The sequence below is a fragment of the Ectopseudomonas oleovorans genome (assembly GCF_029845265.1).
In the GTDB taxonomy this organism is placed as follows: Bacteria; Pseudomonadota; Gammaproteobacteria; order Pseudomonadales; family Pseudomonadaceae; genus Aquipseudomonas; species Aquipseudomonas oleovorans.
The window spans coordinates 1-21,771 of record NZ_JAOCLK010000011.1 but is presented as its reverse complement, the minus strand read 5'-3'; the positions used below and the strand labels follow the sequence as shown (position 1 = coordinate 21,771).

The following is a 21,771-nucleotide window of genomic DNA, read 5'->3' as shown; positions in this document are numbered from 1 at the left end:
TCCTCGGCAACCGCCGCAGTGTAACGCCTGGGCCGGGGCGCTGCTGCGTCATGGGACCGTCTTTTTCCCGTCACAAGCCTTTCACCGCGACCCCTCAAGCTCGTCTAAACCCAGCCGGAGGTCGCCCATGACCAGCGTCCAGCTCGCCAAGCCCAGCCGCAAGCAACGTGTCCGTACCCTGTGGATCTCCGATGTACACCTCGGCACCCGCGATTGCCAGGCCGAGCACCTGGCAGCCTTTCTCAAGCGCTACCACGCCGACCGTATCTACCTGGTGGGCGACATCATCGACGGCTGGAAACTGCGCGGCGGCATCTACTGGCCACAGGCGCACACCAACGTCATCCGCCGTCTGCTGACCATGAGCAAGCACGGCACCGAAGTGATCTACGTCACCGGCAACCATGACGAGTTTCTACGTCGTTACTCCAGCCTGCTGCTGGGCAATATCCAACTGGTCGACGAGGCCGTGCACGTCACGGCCGATGGCCGGCAATTGCTGGTGATCCATGGCGATCAGTTCGATGTGATTACCCGTTATCACCGCTGGCTGGCCTTTCTCGGCGACTCGGCCTACGAATTCACCCTGACCCTCAACCGCTGGCTAAATCACTGGCGCAGCCGCTGGGGCTACGGCTACTGGTCGCTGTCGGCTTACCTCAAGCACAAGGTCAAGACTGCGGTGAACTTCATCAGCGACTTCGAGGAGGCCATCGCTCACGAGTGCGTCAAGCGCGGCCTGCAGGGCGTGGTCTGTGGTCACATCCACCACGCCGAAATCCGTCAGGTCAGTGGTGTCGAGTACATGAACTGCGGCGACTGGGTGGAATCCTGCACGGCGCTGATCGAGCACTGGGATGGGCAGATCGAGCTCTATCGTCTGGCCGAGTCGCAACTGGCCAGCGAGGAGCAGGCTGTCGCCCTCGAGACCGGCGCATGAGGATACTGATCGTCTCCGACGCCTGGGCGCCTCAGGTCAATGGTGTGGTCACCAGCCTGGCCGCGCTGGTCGGCGAACTGCGTGGGCTGGGGCATCAGGTCAAGCTGCTATCGCCCGCCGATTTCCGCGCCGTGCCTTGTCCGACCTACCCTGAGATTCCGCTGGTGTGGGATCTGTGGCGCGTCGGTGCGGCGATTCGCAACTTTCGTCCTGACTGCGTGCACCTCGCTACCGAGGGGCCGCTGGGTTGGGCAGCGCGGCGTTGGCTGGTCAAGCGTGGGCTGGCGTTTTCCACGGCGATCCATACGCGTTTTCCGGAGTACGTCAGCGCCCGCTGGCCTTGGATTGCGCCGCGTTGGGGCTATGCCTTTCTACGCGCTTTCCATCGCCCCAGTCACGCCGTGCTGGTGACCACCGAGCGGCTGCGCCAGGAGTTCGCCAACTGGGCTCTGCAACGGCTGCAACTGTGGTGCAAAGGGGTGGATACCCGGCTGTTTCGGCCGGACGAGACGCGTCCACGACCTGTGCAACCGGTGTTTCTCTACGTCGGACGCATCGCTCCGGAAAAGAACCTGCAGGCCTTTCTCGATCTGGACCTGACGGGGGAGAAACGTGTGGTTGGTGACGGTCCACAGCGTGAGACGTTGCAACAACAGTATCCGCTGGTGCGCTTTCTCGGCTACCGCCATGGCCAGGCGTTGGCCGAGGCTTATCAGGATGCCTCGGTGCTGGTCTTTCCTTCGCGTACCGATACCTATGGCCTGGTGATGCTGGAGGCCTTGGCTTGCGGTACACCCGTGGCTGCGTTTCCCGTGGCCGGGCCGCTGGATGTGCTGCAGCAGGGCGTCAGTGGAGTGATGGCCGAGGATCTGCATGCCGCCTGCCTGGGCGCGCTGGAGCTGGATCGTAAGCGTTGCGCGGAATTGGCGGCAGCGCAGTCCTGGCGCGCGTCGGCGCTGGAGTTTCTGGCATTGCAGCCGCTGATCGATGGCGAGCCAGTGTTGACCGAGGCACTGGAGGCGTAGGGCGTATTGCCGGTAGGGCGTACCGGGACACCGGCCGCTTGGAAGCAGTGCGCCGTTGGATTTGTACTGCGCCAAAGAACGGCGGACTGTTCGCTGCGCTACGAGCGGCCGGCGTTCCGATCTTACAGAATGACCTTGTCGCGCAGCTTTTCGGCCGCCTGGTTGAGCGCCTGGATCACCCGTTCCTTGTCGAAGTTCTGAATGCCATTGGTGTCCAGGTACATGGAGAAGCCCGGCAGTTCGTGCTCGACGTAGCTGGAGGTGGCGCCCAGGTCGCGGCGGAAGTCCACCACCTGGTAGATCTGCACCGGGCGGGTGAAACCCTTGACGGCGATCTGGCCCTTGTCGCGGCACATGATCACGTCCTTGACCAGCGAATAAGTCTCGTGGGAGATCAGGATTTCGCCGGATTCGGCGGCGCTTTCCAGGCGGCTGGCAAGGTTCACGTCGCGGCCGATGATGGTGTAGTCCATACGCGTGTCGGCGCCGAAGTTGCCCACCGTGCAGTAGCCAGTATTGAGGCCCATGCGAATTTCCAGTGGCTTGGTGATGCCCTGGGCGCGCCACTGCTGGCGTAGCACCTTCATGTGTTTGCGCATGGCGATGGCCATGGAAACCGCCGCGACCGCATCCTTCTTGGCGCCGTTGCTACTCGGGTCGCCGAAAAACACCATGACGCAGTCACCGATGAACTTGTCGATGGTGCCGCCGTATTTCAGGGTGATCTTCGACATTTCATTGAGGTAGGTGTTGAGCAGGTCGGTCAGCGCTTCGGCTTCCAGCTCTTCCGACAGCTCGGTAAACCCCTTGATATCGGAGAAGAACACCGTGAGCTTCTTGCGCTGAGTCTCCAGGCGCACGCTCTTCTTGCCGGTGAAGATCGATTCCCAGACCTGTGGTGACAGGTACTTGGCCAGGTTGCGCGCCAGGCGCGCGGCCTTTTCCTGCTCACGCTTGATCTCGCTGCGTACCTGAGCCAGGCGCAGGCCCTGCTGGTTGACGAAGTAGGCAGTGATGCAGATGTACAGGGTGGCGAAGAGGATGCTGACCAGCGCCACCAGCGTCGGCGTGTCGGTATTGGGATGAATCCCAACCAGCGCGGCGCACAGCGCCATGCCGCTGGCGGCCACCAGCAGGCCCAGGCCGAGATAGCGCATGCCGCCGACGACCAGGGCACTGAAACAGAGAATCAGCAGGAACATCAGGCTGGGCACGGCAGAGAAGCCGAGCAGCACGCAGGCCGCGCCGGCGTGCAGGGCATCGAAGAACAGCAGGGCGAGGTCGGTCTGCTGCGGATAGTCGCGCTTGAAACGGCGGCTGAGATTGTGCGCCAGATGAGGGTAGAGCAGGGCGTAGGGCACCATCCACAGAATGTCGTAGGCGAAGTGCCCGACATAGGTGCCGGCGGCGATGCTGGCGGCCGTGGCGATATAGGCCAGTACGCGCGAATAGTATTCGCGCAACGGCGGCGTCGGTAGCCCGTTGGCACGGCTGATGGTTGCTGGCTTCATCTGCTGGAACTGTCCCTGCTGGATTTCTGGCGTCTCTGCTGGACGCCTGGCTGGTCTGCAAGACCTGAGCCTGAGGCTCGCTGGGCGGGGATCATAACCAAGGGGGTGGAGGCCAGCCAAGCATGGCCGCCGAGCGGTGGCGCAACAGTGGCCAGCGGTCAGGCGCTGGTATTGTCCATTGCAGCCAGATAGATGGAGTTCTTCGGTCGGGCGAATACGCGCTGCAGCATGGGCTCGAAGAAGCTCAATGGCAGGCTTTCATAGTCCGGGTCGAAGGCGGCCGCATCGTATTTGGCGCAGAACTCGATGGTCGCCTGGTATTGCGGGTGATCCTTGAACTGCTCGCGCAGGTGGCGATCCATGCCCAGGTGATAGAAGAAGTAATAACCCTGGAAAATGCCATGCTTCTCGACCATCCAGTGATTCTCGGCACTGACGAAAGGCTTGAGGATGGCTGTGGCAATGTCCGGGTGGTTGTAGCTGCCTAGGCTCTGTTGCCGTTTCGCGCACGGCCGCGACGGAGCCAGTTTTTGCGTGGGGCTAGGCGCGAGAGGCGAAGTTTGGTCGCCCAAATGAGCCGTCGAGTAACAACGTACCACGCAAAAACTGGCCCGTCCCTTCGGGTTGCGCGGCAAATTGCGCCATGCGTCGTTGCGGGATTTGGCAAGGGAACGACCATTACCTGCATCCCGCGCCTCGCGTGGCGCAATTTGGCGCAGCAACGCGGCTCGCGTCGAAACGGCAACAGACCCTAGTGTGAGCAGCCAGGTTCTTAGAAACGGATACGGCCGGTAAAGGCATCCTTGAGCATCACCCAATCGCCCATCAGGCTGTACAGCGGATAGTCGAAGGTGGCCGGGCGGTTCTTTTCGAAGACGAAGTGGCCGACCCAGGCGAAGCCATAACCGGCCAGCGGCATGGCCAGCAGCCACAGCCATTGTTGGCTGAACAGGGCGTAGGCGAGGATCGCCAGCACCAGCAGGCTGCCGGCATAGTGCAGTCGGCGGCACACGGGGTTACTGTGTTCCTGCAGGTAATAGGGGTAGAACTCGGCGAAGCTCTGGTAGCGTTCGGTGGTCTGGGCGGTCATGGCGCACCTCCTGTTATTGTCACCTACGAGTCTAGACCTGCTGTCTCCGTGGGCCACTGACTTAAGGTGCCAGTCTAGTATCCTTGCGCCGCCAACCATGGCATTGCTGATTGATCACAAGAACAAGACGATGAGCGAAAGAACCACATCCTCCAGCTGGGCCTTGGCCATCGTGCAGGCGCTGGAGCTGGGCGGCGTAGACTGCACCAGCCTGTTCACCGAACTGGGCATGGATTACGCCGCGCTGAACGACCCCGATGCGCGCTTCCCGCAGGACGGCATGACCCGTCTGTGGCAGCGCGCCGTGGCGCTGTCGGGCAATCCGGCGATCGGCCTGAACATGGCGCAGGTGGTGCGCCCGGCGTCCTTCCATGTGGTGGGTTATGCACTGATGTCCAGTCGCAACCTGCGTGATGGCTTCACCCGTCTGGTGCGCTACCAGCGCATCATCGGTGAAGGCGCGGACCTGAATTTTTTGCCGCAACCCGACGGCTATGCGCTGACTCTGGCCATTCATGGCGACCGCCTGCCGCCGGCCCGGCAGAGCGCCGAGGCGTCGCTGGCATACTGCCTGGCCTTTTGCCGCTGGATGACCGGCAAGCCCATTCGCCCGCGCGAGATTCGCCTGCAAGGTCCGCCACCCGCCGACCTGGCGCCTTATCAGCAGGTGTTCCAGGCTCCGCTGAAGTTCAATGCCGAGCATTACGGGTTGATCTTCGAGCGTGCCGATCTGGAGACACCATTGCCCAGTGCCAATGAGGCGCTGGCGCAACTGCATGACCGTTTTGCCGGCGAATACCTGGCGCGTTTCTGCAGCAGTCGCGTCACCCATCAGGCACGTCAGGTGCTATGCCGCCTGTTGCCGCAGGGCGAGCCACGCCGCGAGGTGGTGGCGCAGGCGCTGCATCTGTCGCAGCGCACCTTGCAGCGACGCCTGCAGGAGGAGGGCACCAGCTATCAGCAGTTGCTCGACGACACGCGCCGAGAGCTGGCCGAGCAGTATCTTGGCCAGGTCGACCTGACGTTGCTGGAGGTTGCCTATCTGCTGGGCTTTGCCGACCCGAGCAACTTCTTCAGGGCGTTTCGCCGCTGGTTCGGAGAAACGCCCGGTGAGTATCGCAGTCGTCGTGGGCTGGCTGGTTAAGGTCCATCGACCACTCAATGGCGCCAGAAGGCGGGGAACAACAGCACCAGCACCGTGAGGATTTCCAGGCGCCCGAGCAGCATACCCAGGCTCAGTAGCCACTTGGCCGTATCGGGGATGGTGGCGTAGTTGCCGGCCGGGCCGACCATCTCGCCCATGCCTGGGCCAACGCCTGAGACCATCGCCGCAGCGCCGGTCAGGGCAGTGATCCAGTCCACGCCGCACATCGCTACTGCCAGGGCCAGCGTGGCGATGGTGATGGTGTAGAAGAAGGCGAAGGCCAGGATCGAGCGAACGATGTCTTCGTCCAGGCGGTGGCGGTTGTAATGCTGCTTGATCACCGCCCGGGGGTGAATGAGCTGCTTGAGGTTGGCCTTGAGCAGGATGTAGGCGACCTGGAAGCGGAATATCTTCAGGCCGCCGGCGGTGGAGCCGGAGCAGCCTCCGACGAAACCCAGGTAGAAAAACATCATGCTGGCGAACGGGCCCCACAGGTGGTAATCGCCCACGGCAAAGCCGGTGGTGGTCATGATCGAGGTGATGTTCACCGCCACCAGGCGTAGCGCATCGAGCCAGTACAGGTCGGTGGTGAGCCATTTCCAGCCCGCCAGCACGAACCAGCTGCCCACCAGCAACAGCAGGAATCCACGCACCTGCGCGTCGCGAAACAGTGCGCGGTAGTTGCCGCGCAGGGTGCTGACATAGAGCACGAACGGCAGACTGCCGAGCACCATCACCACGATGGCGACCCAGTGAATCGCCGGTTCCTGCCATTTGCCCAGTGAAGAGTCGGACGTGGAGAAACCACCGGTGGCGATCGCCGACATGGCGTGGTTGATCGCATCGAACAGGCCCATACCCGCCCACCAGAACGCCAGCACCGCGAGTGTGCTCAGGCCGACATAGGCCAGCACCATGTACTTGGCGACCATGTGCGAGCGCGGCATGACCTTTTCCGAGCGGTCCGACGACTCGGTCTGGAACAGGCGCATGCCACCCACGCGCAGCAGCGGCAAAATGGCGACGGCCATGCCGATGAAGCCGATGCCGCCGAGCCAGTGCAGCATCGAGCGCCAGATCAGAATACCGGGCGACATGTCGTCGAGGCCGCTGAATACGGTGGCGCCGGTAGCGGTGATGCCGGACATGCTCTCGAAGTACGCGTCGGTGATGCTCGCCCGTTCGGCGAAGATGAACGGCAAGGCGGCGAAGATCGACACCATCACCCAGCTCGACACCGTCAGCATGTACATGTCGCGGGGGCGCAGTTGCGTTTGTTGGGGCCTGCCCTGGGCGATCATGGCGATGCCGGTGAGCGCGGTGATCAGGCTCGACCAGAGAAAGGCATTGATGCCCTGCGTCTGCTCGAAGATCAACAGGGTGATCACCGGCACCAGCATGCCCAGCGCCAGGGTGACGAGGAAGATGCCGTTGATGAAGGCGAGGATGCGCAGGCTGGCTAGGGGCATCGGTCAGTGTTTCCAGAAACTACGGGTGACCAGCACCAGTACGGTCAGAATTTCCAGGCGGCCGAGCAGCATGCCAGCACTGAGCAGCCACTTGGCTGAATCCGGCAGGCTGGCGAAGTTGCCGACTGGGCCGATGATCGGGCCAAGCCCTGGGCCGACGTTGCACACCGCGGTGGCGGCGCCGGTCAGCGCGGTGACCCAGTCTAGGCCGACCAGGGTCAGGGCCAGGGCCAGCACACCGATGGTGATGGTGAAGAAGAAGGAGAAGGTGATCAGCGAGCGGACGATCTCTTCATCCAGGTTGTGATTGTTGTACTGCTGCTTGATCACCGCGCGGGGGTGCACCAGCTGCATCAGGTTGGCCTTGAGCAGCACGTAGGCGACCTGGAAGCGGAAGATCTTCAGGCCGCCTGCGGTGGAGCCCGAGCAGCCGCCGACGAAGGTCAGGTAGAAGAACAGCAGCACGGCGAAGCTGCCCCAGGTGGTGTAGTCGCCGAGGGCGAAGCCGGTGGTGGTGACCACAGAGGTGACGTTTACCGCGACGATGCGAAAGGCGTCGAGCCAGGCGTAGTCCGAGTTGATCCACAACCAGGTGCCGAAGACCAGCCAGGTCAGCAGCAGAAAACCGATGAAGCCGCGAACCTGATGGTCTTTGAACAGGGCGTTGCGATTGCCGCGAATAAAGGCGACGTAAAGCATGAACGGCATGCCGCCGAGCAGCATCAGGACCACCGCCGTCCAATGCACGGCCGGTTCTGGCCAGTGCGCCAGGGACACGTCCGAGGTGGAGAATCCGCCGGTGGAGATCGCTGCCATGGAGTGGTTGATGGCGTCGAAAGGGCTCATGCCTGCCGCCCAGAAGGCCAGGAAACCCAGCAGCGTCAGGGCCAGATAAATCACCAACAGATACTTCGCCGCCATGTGCGAGCGTGGCATTACCTTCTCGCCCCAGTCCGAGGATTCGGTCTGGAACAGGCGCATGCCACCCACGCGCAGCAGCGGCAAAATGGCGACGGCCATGCCGATGAAGCCGATGCCGCCGAGCCAGTGCAGCATCGAGCGCCAGATCAGAATACCGGGCGACATGTCATCCAGCCCGGTCAGCACGGTGGAGCCCGTAGTGGTAATGCCGGACATGGTTTCGAAGATGGCGTCGGTGTAGCTGATATGGGCGATCAGCATCATCGGCAGCGCGGCAAAGCAGCAAACCACGGTCCAGCTCCCGGTCGTCAGCAGGTACATGTCACGCGGGCGTAACTGAGCGTTCTGCGGCCGGCCGGGAATCATCAGGGCGAGCCCGGCGATCAGGGTGATCAGGCTGGACCAGAGAAAGGCATTGAGATCTTCAGGCTGCTCGAAGATCAGCAGGGTCAGCATCGGGATGGCCATGCTGATCGCCAGGGTAATCAGGAATATGCCGATGATGAAACCGATGATGCGCAGCGTCGGCAAGGCCATTTAGAGGGCTCTGGCGGGTTGGAAAATGCGCCATTCTACCTGCGCACGGACGGCTGTAAACCGCAACGGTGGGGGCTTTACAAGCGCATCGCCGAGCATAGAATAGCTGCCAGTTGCCGACGTCCGTCGGTTTCCGAGCTCTCCTCAAATGTCCGAAGCTAATCCCTGCCTTACGTGCGGCGCCTGCTGCGCGTTTTTTCGTGTGTCCTTCTTCTGGGGCGAGTGCCAATCCGCGGGCGGTAGCGTTCCGGACGAGCAGGTCATCCAGATCAGCCCCCATTACGTCGCCATGCGTGGCACGGAGAGCAAACCGGCACGTTGTACGCAACTGTTGGGCGACGTCGGTTGTGGTGTGCGTTGCACCATGTACGAACAGCGCTCGAGTAGCTGCCGCGAGTTCGAAGCGTCATGGGCGAACGGTGAGCACAACCCGCGTTGCGACGAGGCGCGCAGGGCTTACGGTCTGCCGCCGCTCACTCCGCCGGTGCAACCGGTGATATCGCCCGACCGGGTAGCCTGACGGTATCTCAAGCCGCAGGTGAAGCTGGACATTGCCTGATGCTTATTTGGCAGGATACCCGAAGCGCCTTTGTGGGAGCCCCGCCCCCGGGGCGGGGCTTTTGGCTTTGCGGTGTTCTTGCGATTCGCCGCGAGGCGCGGCTCCTACAGGGTAGGTCGGCGCCTGCGGGGTTTGTGTAGGAGCCCCGCCCCGGGGCGAAGCTTTTGGCTTTGCGATGTTCTTGCGATTCGCCGCGAGGCGCGGCTCCTACAGGGTAGGTCGGCGCCTGCGGGGTTTGTGTAGGAGCCCCGCCCCGGGGCGAAGCTTTTGGCTTTGCGATGTTCTTGCGATTCGCCGCGAGACGCGGCTCCTACAGGGTAGGTCGGCGCCTGCGAGGTTTGTGTAGGAGCCCCGCCCCCGGGGCGAAGCTTTTGGCTTTGCGGTGTTCTTGCGATTCGCCGCGAGGCGCAGTGCCTACAGGCTGATGCGCCGTCCCCGCATACCGCTGAGCTTGCAGCTTGCAGCTTGCAGCATTGAGAATGCGCCATCTTTGTTTTTGGAGGTGGCCGATGGAGGCCCTCGACGCTCTGCTCAACCGTGTTTCCGTTCCTCGCCTGGTCGAACCAGCCCCGGATGCTGCTCAGCGCGAGATGCTGTTTCGCGCAGCCCTGCGTGCGCCTGATCATGGTCAGCTACGTCCGTGGCGTTTTCTGACGGTCGAGGGGCAAGCGCGTGAGCGTATGGGCGAGCTGTTCGCCGAGGCCTTGCTGGTCGCCGATGCGCATGCTGCGCCGGAAGCGCTGAACAAGGCGCGTGGCATGCCGCTGCGCGCGCCATTGCTGGTGGTGGTGATCGCCCGGGTTCAGGCTCACCCCAAGGTACCCGCTTCCGAGCAGGTGATAGCAGCCGGCTGTGCCGCGCATGGCATGCTGCTGGCCGCCCATGCTCAGGGTATCGGTGCGGTCTGGCGTACCGGCGACATGGCCTATAACGCCCATGTGGCCAAGGGGCTGGGCCTGGCGGCGGACGAGCAGATCATCGCCTACCTCTACCTTGGTACGCCGGAGCGTGAGCTGCGCCGCGCCCCGGAGGTTCGCGTCGAGGATTTCGTCAGCGCCTGGGAGGGCTGAGCGAAACGCGCTTCAGCCTGCCTGCTGCCTGGCCGGCAGGCTGAGCGTGGCGATGAAGCCGCCTTGCGGATGGTTGCTCAACAGCAGTTCACCGCCATGACGTTGCGCCGCCCGCCGCGCGATAGCCAAGCCGAGGCCGTGGCCGGAGCCGCTCTGGCCTGGCGCGCGGAAGAACGGTTTACCCAATTGCTCCAGGTATTCGCTAGCGACTCCAGGGCCATGGTCGCGCACGCTCAGCGTTACGTTTTGCCCCTGGCTCTGCACGCTGATGAGGACAGGTTGATCCGCTGGGCTGAAGCGCAAGGCATTGCGTAGCAGATTGTCCAGCGCGCGCTCCAGCATGTCTGGCCAGCCTTGCAGGCGTGCGCGCGGGTCGAGATCGATCTGCAGCTGTTGTTGCGGGGCGGTCAGGCGAACGTCTTCCTGCAGGTTGCCGAGCAGGGCGGCCAGATCGACGGGCTGTGCGGCGCCCGGATCCGCGTCCAGACGGGCCAGGGCAAGAATTTCGCTGATCAGCGCTTCCAGTCGATCACACTCCTGACTCAGGCGGGGCCAGAGCCTTTCTCGCTCCGCAGCATCGGCGCGCTCCGCCAATGCCAGTGCAATACGCAGGCGCGCCAGGGGCGAGCGCAGTTCGTGGGAGACATCGCGCAGCAACTGGCGCTGGCTGCCGATCAAGCCTTGCAGGCGCTCGCCCATGCGGTTGAAGTCCTTGGCCAGTAGGCCCAGCTCGTCGCGGCGCGTGGCCAGACGAGCCAGGCTGTTCTGTTGGTAGGCGGTCTGGCCGAGGTCATGCACGGCGCCGCGCAGGCGATCCAGCGGGCGGGTGATCGACAGCGTCAGCATCAGGCTGAACAGCGTCAGCACCACCAGGGCAATGGCGATGGCGCTGAGTGGCCAGAACAGGCTGCCGCGGTGCCAGGCTGCCAGTTCCGGGTGTGGAATACGGTAGATGAACAGGTAGCTTTCGCCGCTTTCCGGGCTGGTGTATTCGGCGGTCAGGCGCCGCCATGGCAAGCGACGTTCGTCGCCGTGACGCGCCTCGAAGGCGGCAGCACGGGACGGAAAGGTGCCTTTGACCAGTTGCTGGCCGCTCTCGCCAAGCACCTGGGTGTCGATACGGTACTTGCGCTTGCGCTGTTCGAGAAAATCCTGGGCGGCGGCTGGCCCTTGCTGTTCATAGCGCTTGACCCACTTGCTATCGAGATCGTCAAGGCCCGGGTGCAGGCTCAGAATCCAGGCGTCCTGATTCAGGGCGCGGCCCAGCAGCAGCGACAGGCCGGCTACCAGGGCGATGCCCAGCCAGAAGGTCGCCAGAATGCGCCAGAACAGTGAACGCACGGTGATTCCTCATGCAAAAGCCGCCGGGCCCAGGGAGCGCGGCGGCGGGTCTAGGGGGTGTCGATCAGTTGGTCTTGCTGTCCTTCTCGGCCTTCCAGGCCTTGAATTCGGCCATTTCTGCGCGGCGAGCTTCCATTTTCTTCTGGTGCTCGTCGAAGGCTTTCTGCTGCTCGGGGTTGAGCAGGTCACGCAGGGCCTTGTGCTGGTCGGCGCGAGCCTTGTCCAACTCCTTCTTCATGGCCTGCTTTTCGGCTTCCGGCAGCTTGTCCAGGTAGCGCTTGGTGATGTCGCGATGGGTTTTCATCTGCTCGCCCATCAGTTTGCGAAACTCCTGGCGCTGCTCCTTGCTCAGGTTCAGCTCCTTGAACATGCTGTGGCCGCGATCATGGTGGCGAGGGCCGCCGTCGTGCATGGGCATGGCGAAGGCCAGGGTCGGCAGGGTGGCAGCGAGCAGCAGGGCGGTGAGGGTCTTGCGCATGGTGATTCTCCTTGTCTTGAGAACCTGTTTTGCGATCTAGCGAGCTAGAGTCATGCAAGGCGAAAACAGACGAGGAACGGTCGGAGTCGCGGGCGACTGTACTGTTGTACATGAGCATTCCGAGTCTGTTTTCAACGCAGCAGGGCCGACGCGCAGCAGGTCGTAAACAGGTTCCGAGGCCGGTAAGTACCGGATGGGCTCATTATGCGGCGGTCAAGGTCAAGGGCAGTCAGCTGTGGGTAAAGCTTGGGTAAAGGCGATGTTGCGGGTTATTTACGCTGCGCCAGGGCGTACTCACTGCGCGTAGTAATAGCCGCGGCTGCGCAGGGCGAGAATGCGTGGGCGGCCATCCGGGTGCGGGCCGAGCTTCTTGCGCAGGTTGCTGACGTGCATGTCCAGGCTACGGTCATACAGGGTCAATTTGCGGCCCAGGGCCAGTTGCGCCAATGCCTGTTTGTCCACCGGCTCACCTGGTTGGCGCAGCAGGGCTTCCAGCAGGCGGCTTTCGGAAAGTGTCAGCGGAACGTCATGCTCGCCAATGCTGACCACCCCGCGATTGGGGCTGAAGCTGAGGTCGCCCAGCTCCAGCTGGCTGCTGGCCGGCGCGGGCACGGTGCGGCGCAGCACGGCGCGCAGGCGTGCGGTCAGCTCGCGAGGGTCACAGGGCTTGGCCAGGTAGTCATCGGCGCCCAACTCCAGGCCAAGGATGCGGTCCAGCGGTTCGCCGCGGGCGGAGAGCATCAGCACTGGCAGGTCCGGATGCTCGCCCCGTAGCTGCTTGAGCAACTCAAGGCCGCTGCCGTCCGGCAGCATCACGTCCAGCACCACAGCCTCGGGGGCTTGTGCGGCAAGTGCCTGACGGGCGCCAGCGGCTTCGTGGCAGGCGGTGACCTGAAAGCCTTCCTGGGTCAGCCAACGGGTAAGCAGCTCGCAGAGTTCCTGATCATCATCGATCAGCAGCAATCGGTTCATGGCTTAGTTGATCCACTCGCGACGGGTCTTGCGAGAGCCACGCAACAGGGCGCCGAATAGCATCGAGATCAGGCTCAGGGCTGCGCCGAGGGCGAACCAGGTCTGTTCCTCGCTGAGCAGCCGGGGTTGAGCCTGCGCCTGGCTTTCCTTGAGCTGCAGGCGCAGTCGCTGATTTTCCTGGCGCAGGCGCTGCAGTTGCACGGCGCTGCTCGCTTCCAGCTCATTGCGCAGTTGCTCACTCTGCGCCAGGCGCTGTTCCAACACCTGGCTGTCGACCGCAGCTGCTGGGGCGGAAGGCTGAGCGGGTTGTTCTTCTGCCTGTACCGAAGCACAGGTCAGCATCACGGTGACCAGCAGGGACAGCGGGATCGGGCGCATCGCGATTCCTTGTGTGCGAAAGCAGCGTGGGTGGCACTTCGTCAGGGCAGCACTTTCTTGAAGGGTTTGACCAAAACGTTGGCATACACGCCGGCTGTGCGGTACGGGTCGGCATCAGCCCATTGTTGGGCAGCTTCAAGGGAGTCGAACTCGGCAACCACCAGGCTGCCGCTGAAACCAGCCGGGCCTGGATCATTGCTGTCGATGGCCGGGTGCGGGCCGGCCAGCAGCAGGCGACCTTCCTGCTTCAGCTGCTCCAGACGAGCGAGGTGAGCAGGGCGGGTGGCCAGACGATTTTCCAGGGAGTTTTCGACGTCGGTGGCGATGATGGCGTAGAGCATTTCAGTCCTTATTTAGGGGCGAAGCGGGGAGGGATGAAGCATTTTCGCCATATGGCAACAGCCTTGGCGCGGATGTGGGGCATAATAACAAACATCAATCTCAACGAAAGCGCCGCCATGATTGTCGATCTGCACTGCCACAGCACCGCCTCCGATGGCGCCCTGGCCCCCGCCGTCCTGGTGACCCGGGCGCATGAGCGTGGCGTTAGGCTGCTGGCACTGACCGATCACGACACCCTGGAAGGGCTGGATGAAGCACGTCGCACAGCGACGGCTCTGGATATGCAACTGATCAATGGCATCGAGCTGTCCTGCACCTGGGGTGGAGCGACCATCCACGTGTTGGGCTATGCCTTCGAGCGCGAGGCGCCGGCGCTGTGTGCTGCCATCGATGCCTTGCACCATGGGCGCTGGCAGCGTGCGCAAGAGATCGACCGACGCCTCGCGGCCAAAGGTATGCCAGGCGCTCTGGAGGGCGCGCGGGCCGTTCAGCAGGAACTGGGCGATAGCGGCAATGCGCCGGCCCGGTCACATTTCGCCGAATTTCTCGTGCGCGCCGGCCATGTGCGCGACCGTGCCGAGGCGTTTCGCAAGTGGTTGGGTTCGGGCAAATTGGGTGACGTCAAGCAGCATTGGCCTATGCTGGAAGAAACCGTTGCCACTTTGCGCGCGGCCGGGGCCTGGATCAGCCTGGCGCATCCGTGGCAATACGATTTCACGCGCAGTAAGCGTCGCCGTCTGGTTGCCGACTTCGCGGCAGCCGGTGGCCACGCGCTGGAAGTGGTCAACGGCATGCAGCCGGCCGAGCAGGTCGGCGGCCTGGCGATTCTGGCCCGTGAGTTTGGTTTGATGGCCAGCGTCGGCAGTGATTTTCATGCGCCCGGCGACTGGTCCGAGCTGGGTATGTACCGGCCGCTGCCCGACGATCTGACTGCGCTCTGGGAGCGTTTCGAGCATGCACAGCCATCCGCTGTCACTTTATGAGCTGGGAGCAAGTGTGAGTCAATTTTTCCAGGTCCACCCGGAAAACCCGCAGGCACGCCTGATAAAACAGGCCGTGGAAATCATTCGTGGCGGCGGCGTGGTTGTCTATCCGACCGACTCCTCCTATGCGCTGGGCTGCATGATCGGTGACAAGAATGCGGTAGAGCGCATTCGTCGCCTGCGTCAGCTCGATGACAAGCACAACTTCACCCTGGTTTGCCGCGATCTGTCGCAGATCGGGCTGTTTGCCAAGGTCGACACCGCTGCCTTTCGCCTGCTGAAAAATCACACGCCCGGCCCTTACACCTTCATCCTCAATGCCACCCGTGAAGTGCCGCGCATGCTGCTGCATCCCAAGCGCCGCACCATTGGCATTCGCGTGCCCAGCCATCCGATTGCCCTGGCGCTGCTGGAGCAGTTGGGCGAGCCGCTGATGAGCGTCAGCCTGATCATGCCGGGCGATGAACTGCCGATGTCCGACCCTTACGAAATGCGGCAGATTCTTGAACACCATGTTGACCTGATCATCGACGGCGGTTTTGGCGGGCTGGAAGCGTCCACCGTGGTCAGTCTCGCCGACGATAGCCCGCAAGTGCTGCGCGTCGGTTGCGGTGATCCGACGCCGTTCAGCGATCTCTGACGGCGGATTTTCCGCCGGGGGCGCAGCTACCCTATACTCCCTGGCCTCGTCTGGACTTTGGATGGAACGGTTTGAGCCTTAACGACTCCGAGCGTCGGGTGCTGTCAGGGATGCGTCCGAGCGGTCGTCTGCACCTCGGGCATTACCATGGCGTGCTGAAGAACTGGGTCAGGTTGCAGCACGAGTACGACTGCTTCTTCTGCATCGTCGACTGGCATGCGCTGACCACCGAATATGCCGATGCCGGCCAGCTTTCCCAGCATGTCATGGACATGGCGGTGGATTGGCTGGCCGCTGGCGTCAGTCCCAGCTCGGCGACACTGTTCGTGCAGTCGCAGGTGCCGGAGCATGCCGAGCTGCACCTGCTGCTGTCGATGATCTGTCCGCTCAGCTGGCTCGAGCGCGTGCCGTCCTACAAGGAGCAGCAGGAGCGACAGAGCGGCAAGGATCTTTCCACCTACGGGTTTCTTGGCTACCCGCTGCTGCAGGCGGCGGACATCCTGCTCTATCGCGCCGGCCAGGTGCCGGTCGGTGCGGATCAGCTACCTCATATCGAATTTGCCCGTGAAGTGGCGCGCCGCTTCAACCACCTGTACGGCAGCGAGCCGGATTTCGAGCTGAAGGCCGAAGCGGCCATCGGCAAGCTGGGCAAGAAGCTCGGCAAGCTCTACAGCAACCTGCGCAAGGCCTATCAGGAGCAGGGTGACGTACAGGCGCTGGAGACGGCGCGGGCCCTGCTCAAGGAACAGACCAGCATCACCCTCGGCGACCAGGAGCGTCTGTACGGCTATCTGGAAGGTGGCGGCAAGGTGATTCTGAGCGAGCCGCAGCCGATTCTTGCCGAGTTTTCGCGGGTGCCTGGCCTGGACGGACAGAAGATGGCCAAGTCCAGCGGTAACGCGATATTCCTGCGCGATAGCGATGCCGAGCTCGAGGAAAAACTGCGGCGCATGCCCACCGATCCGGCACGGGTACACCGCGACGATCCGGGTGAGCCGCAGCGTTGCCCGGTCTGGTCGCTGCATCAGCTGTATTCTAGCGCCGAGCAATTGCACTGGGTGATCGAGGGCTGTCGTAGCGCCTCGATTGGTTGCCTCGACTGCAAGAGCGCGCTGTGCTCCTCTTTGCAGGCCGAGCTGATGCCCCTGCAGCAGCGCGCCATCGACTATGAGGATAGTCCGGACCTGGTGCGCAGCATCCTCGCCGAAGGCGCCGAACGCGCGCGTGACGAAGCGCGCGAAACCCTGGCCGAAGTACGCATGGCCATGGGCCTGAATTACCGCTGAAGGAGCGCCAGTCGATGAGTGAGCCCGCCACGCCAACCCCGGACAGCCAGGCCGGCGCCCAGCAGGAGCTGCCGTTCGCCCTGGTTTATGGTGAGGCGGTCACCGAATTGCCGCTGGACCTGTACATTCCCCCGGATGCCCTGGAGGTTTTCCTCGAAGCCTTCGAAGGTCCGCTGGACCTGCTGCTGTATCTGATTCGCAAACAGAACATCGACATCCTCGACATCCCCGTTGCCGAGATCACCAAGCAGTACATGGGCTACGTTGAACTCATGCATTCGGTACGTCTGGAGCTGGCTGCCGAATACCTGGTGATGGCCGCCATGCTGGCCGAGATCAAATCGCGCATGCTGCTGCCGCGCTCCACCGAGGCCGAGGAGGAAGAAGACGATCCGCGTGCCGAGCTGATTCGTCGCCTGCAGGAATACGAGCGCTTCAAGGCCGCTGCCGAGGGGATCGACGAACTGCCGCGCGTTGGCCGCGACGTGACCGTACCGAAACTGGATGCTCCCGAAGCCCGCGCGCGCAAGCTGCTGCCGGACGTCAGCCTGGAAGAGGTGTTGCTGTCGATGGCCGAGGTGCTGCGCCGCGCCGACATGTTCGAAAGCCACCAGGTTACCCGCGAGGCGCTGTCGACCCGCGAGCGCATGAGCGAAGTGCTGGAGCGTCTCAAGGATGGGGCGTTTGTACCGTTCGTCGAGCTGTTCAGCGCCGAGGAAGGGCGACTTGGTGTGGTGGTGACCTTCATGGCAGTGCTCGAATTGATCAAGGAATCCCTGGTTGAGCTGGTGCAGAATGAGCCCTTCGCCGTTATCCATGTCCGAGCCCGTGCCGAATGAACCTGAACGACCCCAAAGACCTGGCCCAGTTGCTCGAAGCCTTTCTGCTGGCTTCCGGCAAGGCGCAGTCGCTCGAGCGCCTCTTCGAGCTGTTCGAGGAGGGCGAGCGGCCCGAGCCTGAGCAGTTCAAGGCGGCGCTGGAGATCCTCCGGCAGTCTTGCGAAGGCCGCGCCTTCGAGCTGAAGGAGGTGGCCTCGGGGTATCGCCTGCAGGTGCGTGAGCGCTTCGCGCCCTGGGTGGGCCGGCTCTGGGAAGAGCGCCCGCAGCGTTACTCCCGTGCGCTGCTGGAAACCTTGGCGCTGATCGCCTACCGCCAGCCCATCACCCGTGGCGAGATCGAGGACGTGCGCGGCGTGGCGGTCAACAGCAACATCACCAAGACCCTGCTCGAGCGTGAGTGGATTCGCGTGGTGGGCTATCGCGACGTGCCGGGGCGCCCGGCGATGTTCGCCACCACCAAGGGCTTTCTCGACCACTTCAACCTGAAAAGCCTCGACGAACTGCCGCCGCTCGCCGCTTTGCGCGAGTTGGAGTCGGAGCCCGAGCTGGCGCTGGACGACGATGCCGAGGTGCCGGCAGGGCTGCAGGCGCGTGCCGATCTGGTCTTGCAGGACGACGGTGAAGCCGCCGAGCCTCGCGAGGAAACCAGCTTCCGTAGCTTGCTGGCCGAGCTGGACGACATGGAGCAAGGGCTCAAGACTGATTTCGATGACCTGCGTCTGGTAGAAGACGAAGAGGATGAAGCGGTCGAAGATGATCTGGCCGACCTGGACGGCGATCAGCCGTTGCATTGATATCGCTTAAGCCCTTTATCGAATACTTCAATCTCGCTGTTTGTCCCTCGGCCTTTATTCTTGCGCCCATCCGATCCTTTCTGGTTTAGGCGATCCAATGAGCAAGAGTCCGTGCATCAAGGTCTGTGAATTCGAAAAGGATATCTGCCTGGGCTGCGGCCGCAGCCGTGAGGAAATCAAAGGCTGGAAACGCCTGGGCAAGGGTGAGCGCCTGGCGCTGCTGGCCGAGGCCGATATGCGCTTGCTGGCGCTGGAGGCCACCGGAAGGCGTAAGTATTGACCGCATATCCGGTGTAGGAGCCGCGCCTCGCGGCGAATGGCGGGGGCGCCGATAGTACAAGGCTTGTGCGCAAAGGCTTCGCCCCGGGGCGGGGCTCCTACGATCCGGTGCTGTGCTCCTGCTTCTACCAGGCGAATGCCGCAGCATCGTCTACCCTATGGGCTCTACAGCGCGTATGATGCGCGCCCTTCGATCATCCTTTACTACACCGGGAGGTGCCCAAGATGACTGAGCACGAACAACCGCGTCCTGCAGGCGAAAAACTGCAGAAAGTCCTGGCCCGCCTCGGGCTGGCCTCGCGCCGCGAAATCGAGACCTGGATCGCCGAAGGTCGGGTCAAGGTCAATGGCGCTGCTGCGATCCTGGGACAGCGTGTCGATGCCAATGACGCCATCGCTCTTGATGGCCGTTTGCTCAAGCGCGAAGAAATCACCGGCTCGGTACGCCGCGTGCTGATCTACAACAAGCCGGATGGCGAGATCTGTACCCGTGATGATCCGGAAGGCCGTCCCACCGTATTCGATCGTCTGCCGCGCCCCAAAGAAGGCCGCTGGATCAACATCGGTCGTCTCGATATCAACACCACTGGCCTGTTGCTGTTCACCACTGACGGTGAACTGGCCAACCGTCTGATGCACCCGTCCTATCAGATGGACCGCGAATACGCGGTGCGTGTGCGTGGCGAAGTCACCGAGGAAATGCTGGAGAACCTCAAGAATGGCGTGATGCTCGAGGATGGTCCGGCCAAGTTCACCGACATCAAGGAAGCGCCCGGTGGCGAAGGCTTCAACCACTGGTACCACTGCGTGGTGATGGAAGGGCGTAACCGCGAAGTGCGTCGCCTGTGGGAGTCCCAGGGCCTGGTGGTCAGCCGCCTGAAGCGCGTGCGCTTTGGTCCGGTGTTCCTCACTTCCGAGTTGACCATGGGCCGCTGGCGCGAAATGGACCAGCGCGAGGTGGACATCCTCAGCGCCGAAGTCGGCCTGACCCCGCAGGCGCTGCCGGCGATGAAGGAAAAGACCCGCGAGAAGCTCGACCGTCTGCAGCGCAAGTCGGCCAAACCGGTCGAGGTGCGTGGCAAGCGTGTGCTGCGTCCGGCGAAGGACCAGGCAGGTTCAGCAGATACTCGCCCGAGCCGTGCGCCGCGCCGTGAAGATGGCGAGCAGCGCGCGCCGCGTGGTCCGCGCAAAGACAGTGGTGAGCGTCGTGAAAACGGTCGCGGCACGCCGGTAGCGGAGCGCCCGAGCGATGTGAAGAAGCGTCAGCCGCGTCCGGCCGTCGAGTTGTCCGAGCGTCCGGCACGCAAGCCGCGCCCGGTAACACCCGGCAAGCGCCCGCCCGCCGGCGATGGTCAGCGCCCCGGTTTCGGTCGCAAGCGCTAGAAATCTATAGTCCCAAGCGGTTTACAAACAAAAACGCCCCGCACAACTGCTTGTGCGGGGCGTTTTTGTTGGTGGAGGTGTATGTAGGTCAGTTGACCTTCAAGACGCCACCGGTACCCAGGCCACCTTCAACTTCCTGTGCCTTGTAGTTTTTCAGGGAGACGATCATCTTGTTCCAAGCGTCGTTGAACGCTGCCACGGTGGCTTTGCCTTCCGGGGTGCGGGAGAAACCACCCAGGCCGCCGGCCACGCCGCTGCTGGTGAGGGCGCCCAGGGCTGCACCATAATTGGTAGCGGTGGCGTTGCCTTCGGAGGTGGAAATCTGTACCGAGGAGCGAATGTCAAACAGCGACAGGGTTACTACCGATGCCTTCGATTGCAAGGCGCCCGCCAGGCCCGCCACGGCGCTGTTGCCCAGCAGGCCACCGATGGCTGAGCCGACGCCGCCTACCGAATCGTTATCGATGATGATCTTGGGTTCTAGGAAGTAATCAGCGGCAACGCGCTGGCCCTTTTGCTGGTTGGAGCCGCACGGTATTCGCCGGAATTGCGCTGCTGGTCGGTTATCTTGCTCAGACGGCTGTCTAGCTGCTGGTTGCCGATGGAGGTGATCACAAAGCAGTTGGATTGCTGTACTGCCAGGCGCAGGAGTGGTTCGATGCTGGTGACTTGGGTTGCGCTGCCGAACTGGCCATACCAGTCGGAATTACGCCCGTCATCGATGGCGATGGTTCCCAGAGTGCGATCGCAGCGCTCCAGTTCCGGGTTGGCGCCGACGCTGGTGCTACCACCGGCGGATCCGGACATGGCAGTGGACTGGTTGCCGGTACTGATCATGCCGCCGCCAGCACAGGCGGACAAAGTCGCGCCCAGCAGGCACAGGCTGAACAGTTTGAGAGGCTTGGATGGGATGCGAGCCTTGTTCATGAAATGCACTTCTCCATATGTTGTCGTGTCGGATGATCATTCGCTTAGCTAGATACAGCAGGGATCACCCTTGCCTTCCCTGGCCGAGCTTTCTTACTTATTGTTGAGGGTTGTCAGTAGTAGTACCAATAGCCCTGTCGCCAGTAGCCGAAGTACGAATAGCCTCGATACCAGTATCCGCGGTAGTACTCACGCCAGTGCTTGCGCCAGCGGTAGTCGTCGGCTTCTGACTTCTTCGCTTCCGTGGCTTCGGCCAGACGCGCGGCAGATTCCTGGTCGCCTTGCGCTGCTGCCATCGACAGCCATTTCTCAGCTTCTTGGGGATCGCTGCCCATTTCCTCAAAACCGCTCAGGTAATAGCCGCCCAGTGCCTTCTGGGCCTCCAGTAGACCACCATGGCCTGCCTTGCGCATCCATTGCAAAGCCTGATAACTGTTGCGCTGCACGCCGTCGCCTCGAAAGTAACGCAGGGACAGATCGTATGCGGCCTTGGGTTCGCTGGCGGCAGCCTCTTCGAGCTTGAGGATTTCTTCACTTTTGACCACGGCCGGTTTGTTCAGATAGTCGGCCGAGACGGAGGAGAGGGGCGTTCGGAACAGCCGCTGTGATCGCAGAAACGGGCGCTCTGCTGAGAGGTGCTGCTGCAGCCGCCTGCCAGAAGGGCGAAACCGAGCAGGACAAATAGCTGCTTCAACGAGGTGGTGTGTAGGTGACAGTCCATATCTGAGCACTCCTATTGGAAGTGCGCAGGATAAATATATAGAAGTCAAAGGGCAATCGCCTGTTGTACGCGATGCGTAGCAGCTTCGTAATCCTCGACGCTACTGGCGGTCGGCAGGCGTTCAAGGATGTGGCGCAACCAG

The 21,771-nt window shown here is 62.7% G+C and carries 24 protein-coding genes and 1 pseudogene; 12 read left to right on the top strand and 13 right to left on the bottom strand.

From position 1 onward, the window contains the following. The first annotated feature begins 127 nt into the window (after window positions 1–127). Complete coding sequence (locus N5J71_RS07880; protein ID WP_003460946.1) at window positions 128–940, top strand: UDP-2,3-diacylglucosamine diphosphatase; 813 nt, start codon at window positions 128–130, stop codon at window positions 938–940. Further along, the gene (locus tag N5J71_RS07875) at window positions 937–1,965 is read left to right on the top strand and encodes a glycosyltransferase family 4 protein (protein ID WP_003460947.1); all 1,029 of its coding nucleotides are present in this window, start codon (window positions 937–939) and stop codon (window positions 1,963–1,965) included. Before N5J71_RS07880 ends, N5J71_RS07875 begins: the two co-directional genes overlap by 4 nt. 122 nt (window positions 1,966–2,087) lie before the next feature. Here the strand turns inward: N5J71_RS07875 and N5J71_RS07870 are convergent, their stop codons facing one another. The 3 genes and pseudogenes from N5J71_RS07870 to N5J71_RS07860 all read right to left on the bottom strand — a co-directional run bounded on the left by N5J71_RS07870 (window position 2,088) and on the right by N5J71_RS07860 (window position 4,566). Continuing rightward, the gene (locus N5J71_RS07870; RefSeq protein ID WP_003460948.1) at window positions 2,088–3,476 is read right to left on the bottom strand and encodes an adenylate/guanylate cyclase domain-containing protein; all 1,389 of its coding nucleotides are present in this window, start codon (window positions 3,474–3,476) and stop codon (window positions 2,088–2,090) included. Between the two features lie 158 nt (window positions 3,477–3,634). After that, a pseudogene (locus N5J71_RS07865) lies at window positions 3,635–3,967 on the bottom strand (phosphohydrolase); the annotation flags it as partial. A gap of 281 nt (window positions 3,968–4,248) precedes the next feature. Continuing rightward, window positions 4,249–4,566 carry an Mpo1-like protein gene (locus N5J71_RS07860; RefSeq protein WP_003460950.1) on the bottom strand — a complete coding sequence of 106 codons (318 nt, stop codon included), beginning with the start codon at window positions 4,564–4,566 and terminating at the stop codon, window positions 4,249–4,251. Between the two features lie 130 nt (window positions 4,567–4,696). On the opposite strand from N5J71_RS07860, the gene N5J71_RS07855 reads away from it, so the two are divergent. Continuing rightward, window positions 4,697–5,710 (top strand): AraC family transcriptional regulator, encoded by a 1,014-nt coding sequence (locus tag N5J71_RS07855; RefSeq protein ID WP_039964751.1) that lies wholly within the window; start codon window positions 4,697–4,699, stop codon window positions 5,708–5,710. Between the two features lie 14 nt (window positions 5,711–5,724). Here the strand turns inward: N5J71_RS07855 and N5J71_RS07850 are convergent, their stop codons facing one another. Further along, window positions 5,725–7,179 carry a TrkH family potassium uptake protein gene (locus N5J71_RS07850; RefSeq protein WP_084342034.1) on the bottom strand — a complete coding sequence of 485 codons (1,455 nt, stop codon included), beginning with the start codon at window positions 7,177–7,179 and terminating at the stop codon, window positions 5,725–5,727. A 3-nt stretch (window positions 7,180–7,182) separates the two neighbouring features. Continuing rightward, window positions 7,183–8,637: a TrkH family potassium uptake protein gene (locus N5J71_RS07845; protein ID WP_279916638.1), complete on the bottom strand. Its 1,455-nt coding sequence runs from the start codon at window positions 8,635–8,637 to the stop codon at window positions 7,183–7,185. Window positions 8,638–8,785: 148 nt separating this feature from the next. Here N5J71_RS07845 and N5J71_RS07840 point away from each other — a divergent pair, with 148 nt between their 5' ends. Both N5J71_RS07840 and N5J71_RS07835 read left to right on the top strand, forming a co-directional pair. Beyond that, on the top strand, window positions 8,786–9,157 hold the full coding sequence (locus N5J71_RS07840) for a YkgJ family cysteine cluster protein (RefSeq protein ID WP_003460954.1): 372 nt from the start codon (window positions 8,786–8,788) through the stop codon (window positions 9,155–9,157). Window positions 9,158–9,705: 548 nt separating this feature from the next. Continuing rightward, a complete protein-coding gene (locus tag N5J71_RS07835; protein ID WP_279916637.1) occupies window positions 9,706–10,266 on the top strand; it encodes a nitroreductase family protein in 561 nt (186 codons plus the stop codon). A gap of 12 nt (window positions 10,267–10,278) precedes the next feature. Here the strand turns inward: N5J71_RS07835 and N5J71_RS07830 are convergent, their stop codons facing one another. From N5J71_RS07830 to N5J71_RS07810, 5 genes are all read right to left on the bottom strand, one after another. Then, complete coding sequence (locus tag N5J71_RS07830; RefSeq protein WP_084342035.1) at window positions 10,279–11,607, bottom strand: sensor histidine kinase; 1,329 nt, start codon at window positions 11,605–11,607, stop codon at window positions 10,279–10,281. Between the two features lie 64 nt (window positions 11,608–11,671). Further along, window positions 11,672–12,085 (bottom strand): periplasmic heavy metal sensor, encoded by a 414-nt coding sequence (locus N5J71_RS07825; RefSeq protein ID WP_074859632.1) that lies wholly within the window; start codon window positions 12,083–12,085, stop codon window positions 11,672–11,674. 294 nt (window positions 12,086–12,379) lie between these two features. Beyond that, a complete protein-coding gene (locus tag N5J71_RS07820; protein WP_075746958.1) occupies window positions 12,380–13,057 on the bottom strand; it encodes a response regulator transcription factor in 678 nt (225 codons plus the stop codon). A gap of 3 nt (window positions 13,058–13,060) precedes the next feature. Further along, window positions 13,061–13,435, bottom strand: a complete 375-nt coding sequence (locus N5J71_RS07815; RefSeq protein ID WP_003460960.1) for a hypothetical protein — start codon at window positions 13,433–13,435, stop codon at window positions 13,061–13,063. 41 nt (window positions 13,436–13,476) lie between these two features. Continuing rightward, on the bottom strand, window positions 13,477–13,776 hold the full coding sequence (locus N5J71_RS07810) for a YciI family protein (protein WP_003460961.1): 300 nt from the start codon (window positions 13,774–13,776) through the stop codon (window positions 13,477–13,479). A gap of 117 nt (window positions 13,777–13,893) precedes the next feature. On the opposite strand from N5J71_RS07810, the gene N5J71_RS07805 reads away from it, so the two are divergent. From N5J71_RS07805 to rluB, 7 genes are all read left to right on the top strand, one after another. Next, window positions 13,894–14,760, top strand: a complete 867-nt coding sequence (locus N5J71_RS07805; RefSeq protein WP_279916636.1) for a PHP domain-containing protein — start codon at window positions 13,894–13,896, stop codon at window positions 14,758–14,760. Window positions 14,761–14,773: 13 nt separating this feature from the next. Beyond that, complete coding sequence (locus N5J71_RS07800) at window positions 14,774–15,400, top strand: L-threonylcarbamoyladenylate synthase (RefSeq protein WP_083393748.1); 627 nt, start codon at window positions 14,774–14,776, stop codon at window positions 15,398–15,400. Between the two features lie 71 nt (window positions 15,401–15,471). Continuing rightward, on the top strand, window positions 15,472–16,686 hold the full coding sequence (locus N5J71_RS07795; RefSeq protein ID WP_279916633.1) for a tryptophan--tRNA ligase: 1,215 nt from the start codon (window positions 15,472–15,474) through the stop codon (window positions 16,684–16,686). Window positions 16,687–16,700: 14 nt separating this feature from the next. Further along, entirely contained in the window at window positions 16,701–17,525 is an 825-nt protein-coding gene (locus N5J71_RS07790; RefSeq protein WP_074859647.1) for a segregation and condensation protein A, read from the top strand. Next, complete coding sequence (gene scpB, locus N5J71_RS07785) at window positions 17,522–18,319, top strand: SMC-Scp complex subunit ScpB (protein ID WP_074859650.1); 798 nt, start codon at window positions 17,522–17,524, stop codon at window positions 18,317–18,319. The genes N5J71_RS07790 and scpB overlap by 4 nt, the downstream gene beginning before the upstream one ends. Before the next feature lie 97 nt (window positions 18,320–18,416). Beyond that, window positions 18,417–18,599, top strand: coding sequence for a DUF1289 domain-containing protein (locus N5J71_RS07780; protein ID WP_003460967.1), 183 nt, complete (start codon window positions 18,417–18,419; stop codon window positions 18,597–18,599). Between the two features lie 224 nt (window positions 18,600–18,823). Beyond that, the gene (gene rluB / locus N5J71_RS07775) at window positions 18,824–19,981 is read left to right on the top strand and encodes a 23S rRNA pseudouridine(2605) synthase RluB (protein ID WP_125874855.1); all 1,158 of its coding nucleotides are present in this window, start codon (window positions 18,824–18,826) and stop codon (window positions 19,979–19,981) included. Window positions 19,982–20,069: 88 nt separating this feature from the next. Here the strand turns inward: rluB and N5J71_RS07770 are convergent, their stop codons facing one another. The 3 genes from N5J71_RS07770 to N5J71_RS07760 form a co-directional block, all read right to left on the bottom strand. Then, complete coding sequence (locus N5J71_RS07770; RefSeq protein ID WP_242408720.1) at window positions 20,070–20,363, bottom strand: hypothetical protein; 294 nt, start codon at window positions 20,361–20,363, stop codon at window positions 20,070–20,072. Window positions 20,364–20,461: 98 nt separating this feature from the next. Then, complete coding sequence (locus N5J71_RS07765) at window positions 20,462–20,908, bottom strand: hypothetical protein (RefSeq protein ID WP_279534772.1); 447 nt, start codon at window positions 20,906–20,908, stop codon at window positions 20,462–20,464. A gap of 113 nt (window positions 20,909–21,021) precedes the next feature. Beyond that, the gene (locus N5J71_RS07760) at window positions 21,022–21,453 is read right to left on the bottom strand and encodes a tetratricopeptide repeat protein (protein ID WP_003460971.1); all 432 of its coding nucleotides are present in this window, start codon (window positions 21,451–21,453) and stop codon (window positions 21,022–21,024) included. Between the last annotated feature and the right edge of the window lie 318 nt (window positions 21,454–21,771).

What these genes read in the sequence shown, in the direction of transcription:
- N5J71_RS07880 (WP_003460946.1), top strand. Translation starts at nt 128, where the DNA reads ATGACCAGCGTCCAGCTCGCCAAGCCCAGCCGCAAGCAACGTGTCCGT.
- N5J71_RS07875 (WP_003460947.1), top strand. Translation starts at nt 937, where the DNA reads ATGAGGATACTGATCGTCTCCGACGCCTGGGCGCCTCAGGTCAATGGT.
- N5J71_RS07870 (WP_003460948.1), bottom strand. Translation starts at nt 3,476, where the DNA reads ATGAAGCCAGCAACCATCAGCCGTGCCAACGGGCTACCGACGCCGCCG.
- N5J71_RS07860 (WP_003460950.1), bottom strand. Translation starts at nt 4,566, where the DNA reads ATGACCGCCCAGACCACCGAACGCTACCAGAGCTTCGCCGAGTTCTAC.
- N5J71_RS07855 (WP_039964751.1), top strand. Translation starts at nt 4,697, where the DNA reads ATGAGCGAAAGAACCACATCCTCCAGCTGGGCCTTGGCCATCGTGCAG.
- N5J71_RS07850 (WP_084342034.1), bottom strand. Translation starts at nt 7,179, where the DNA reads ATGCCCCTAGCCAGCCTGCGCATCCTCGCCTTCATCAACGGCATCTTC.
- N5J71_RS07845 (WP_279916638.1), bottom strand. Translation starts at nt 8,637, where the DNA reads ATGGCCTTGCCGACGCTGCGCATCATCGGTTTCATCATCGGCATATTC.
- N5J71_RS07840 (WP_003460954.1), top strand. Translation starts at nt 8,786, where the DNA reads ATGTCCGAAGCTAATCCCTGCCTTACGTGCGGCGCCTGCTGCGCGTTT.
- N5J71_RS07835 (WP_279916637.1), top strand. Translation starts at nt 9,706, where the DNA reads ATGGAGGCCCTCGACGCTCTGCTCAACCGTGTTTCCGTTCCTCGCCTG.
- N5J71_RS07825 (WP_074859632.1), bottom strand. Translation starts at nt 12,085, where the DNA reads ATGCGCAAGACCCTCACCGCCCTGCTGCTCGCTGCCACCCTGCCGACC.
- N5J71_RS07820 (WP_075746958.1), bottom strand. Translation starts at nt 13,057, where the DNA reads ATGAACCGATTGCTGCTGATCGATGATGATCAGGAACTCTGCGAGCTG.
- N5J71_RS07815 (WP_003460960.1), bottom strand. Translation starts at nt 13,435, where the DNA reads ATGCGCCCGATCCCGCTGTCCCTGCTGGTCACCGTGATGCTGACCTGT.
- N5J71_RS07810 (WP_003460961.1), bottom strand. Translation starts at nt 13,776, where the DNA reads ATGCTCTACGCCATCATCGCCACCGACGTCGAAAACTCCCTGGAAAAT.
- N5J71_RS07805 (WP_279916636.1), top strand. Translation starts at nt 13,894, where the DNA reads ATGATTGTCGATCTGCACTGCCACAGCACCGCCTCCGATGGCGCCCTG.
- N5J71_RS07790 (WP_074859647.1), top strand. Translation starts at nt 16,701, where the DNA reads ATGAGTGAGCCCGCCACGCCAACCCCGGACAGCCAGGCCGGCGCCCAG.
- scpB (WP_074859650.1), top strand. Translation starts at nt 17,522, where the DNA reads ATGAACCTGAACGACCCCAAAGACCTGGCCCAGTTGCTCGAAGCCTTT.
- N5J71_RS07780 (WP_003460967.1), top strand. Translation starts at nt 18,417, where the DNA reads ATGAGCAAGAGTCCGTGCATCAAGGTCTGTGAATTCGAAAAGGATATC.
- rluB (WP_125874855.1), top strand. Translation starts at nt 18,824, where the DNA reads ATGACTGAGCACGAACAACCGCGTCCTGCAGGCGAAAAACTGCAGAAA.
- N5J71_RS07765 (WP_279534772.1), bottom strand. Translation starts at nt 20,908, where the DNA reads ATGAACAAGGCTCGCATCCCATCCAAGCCTCTCAAACTGTTCAGCCTG.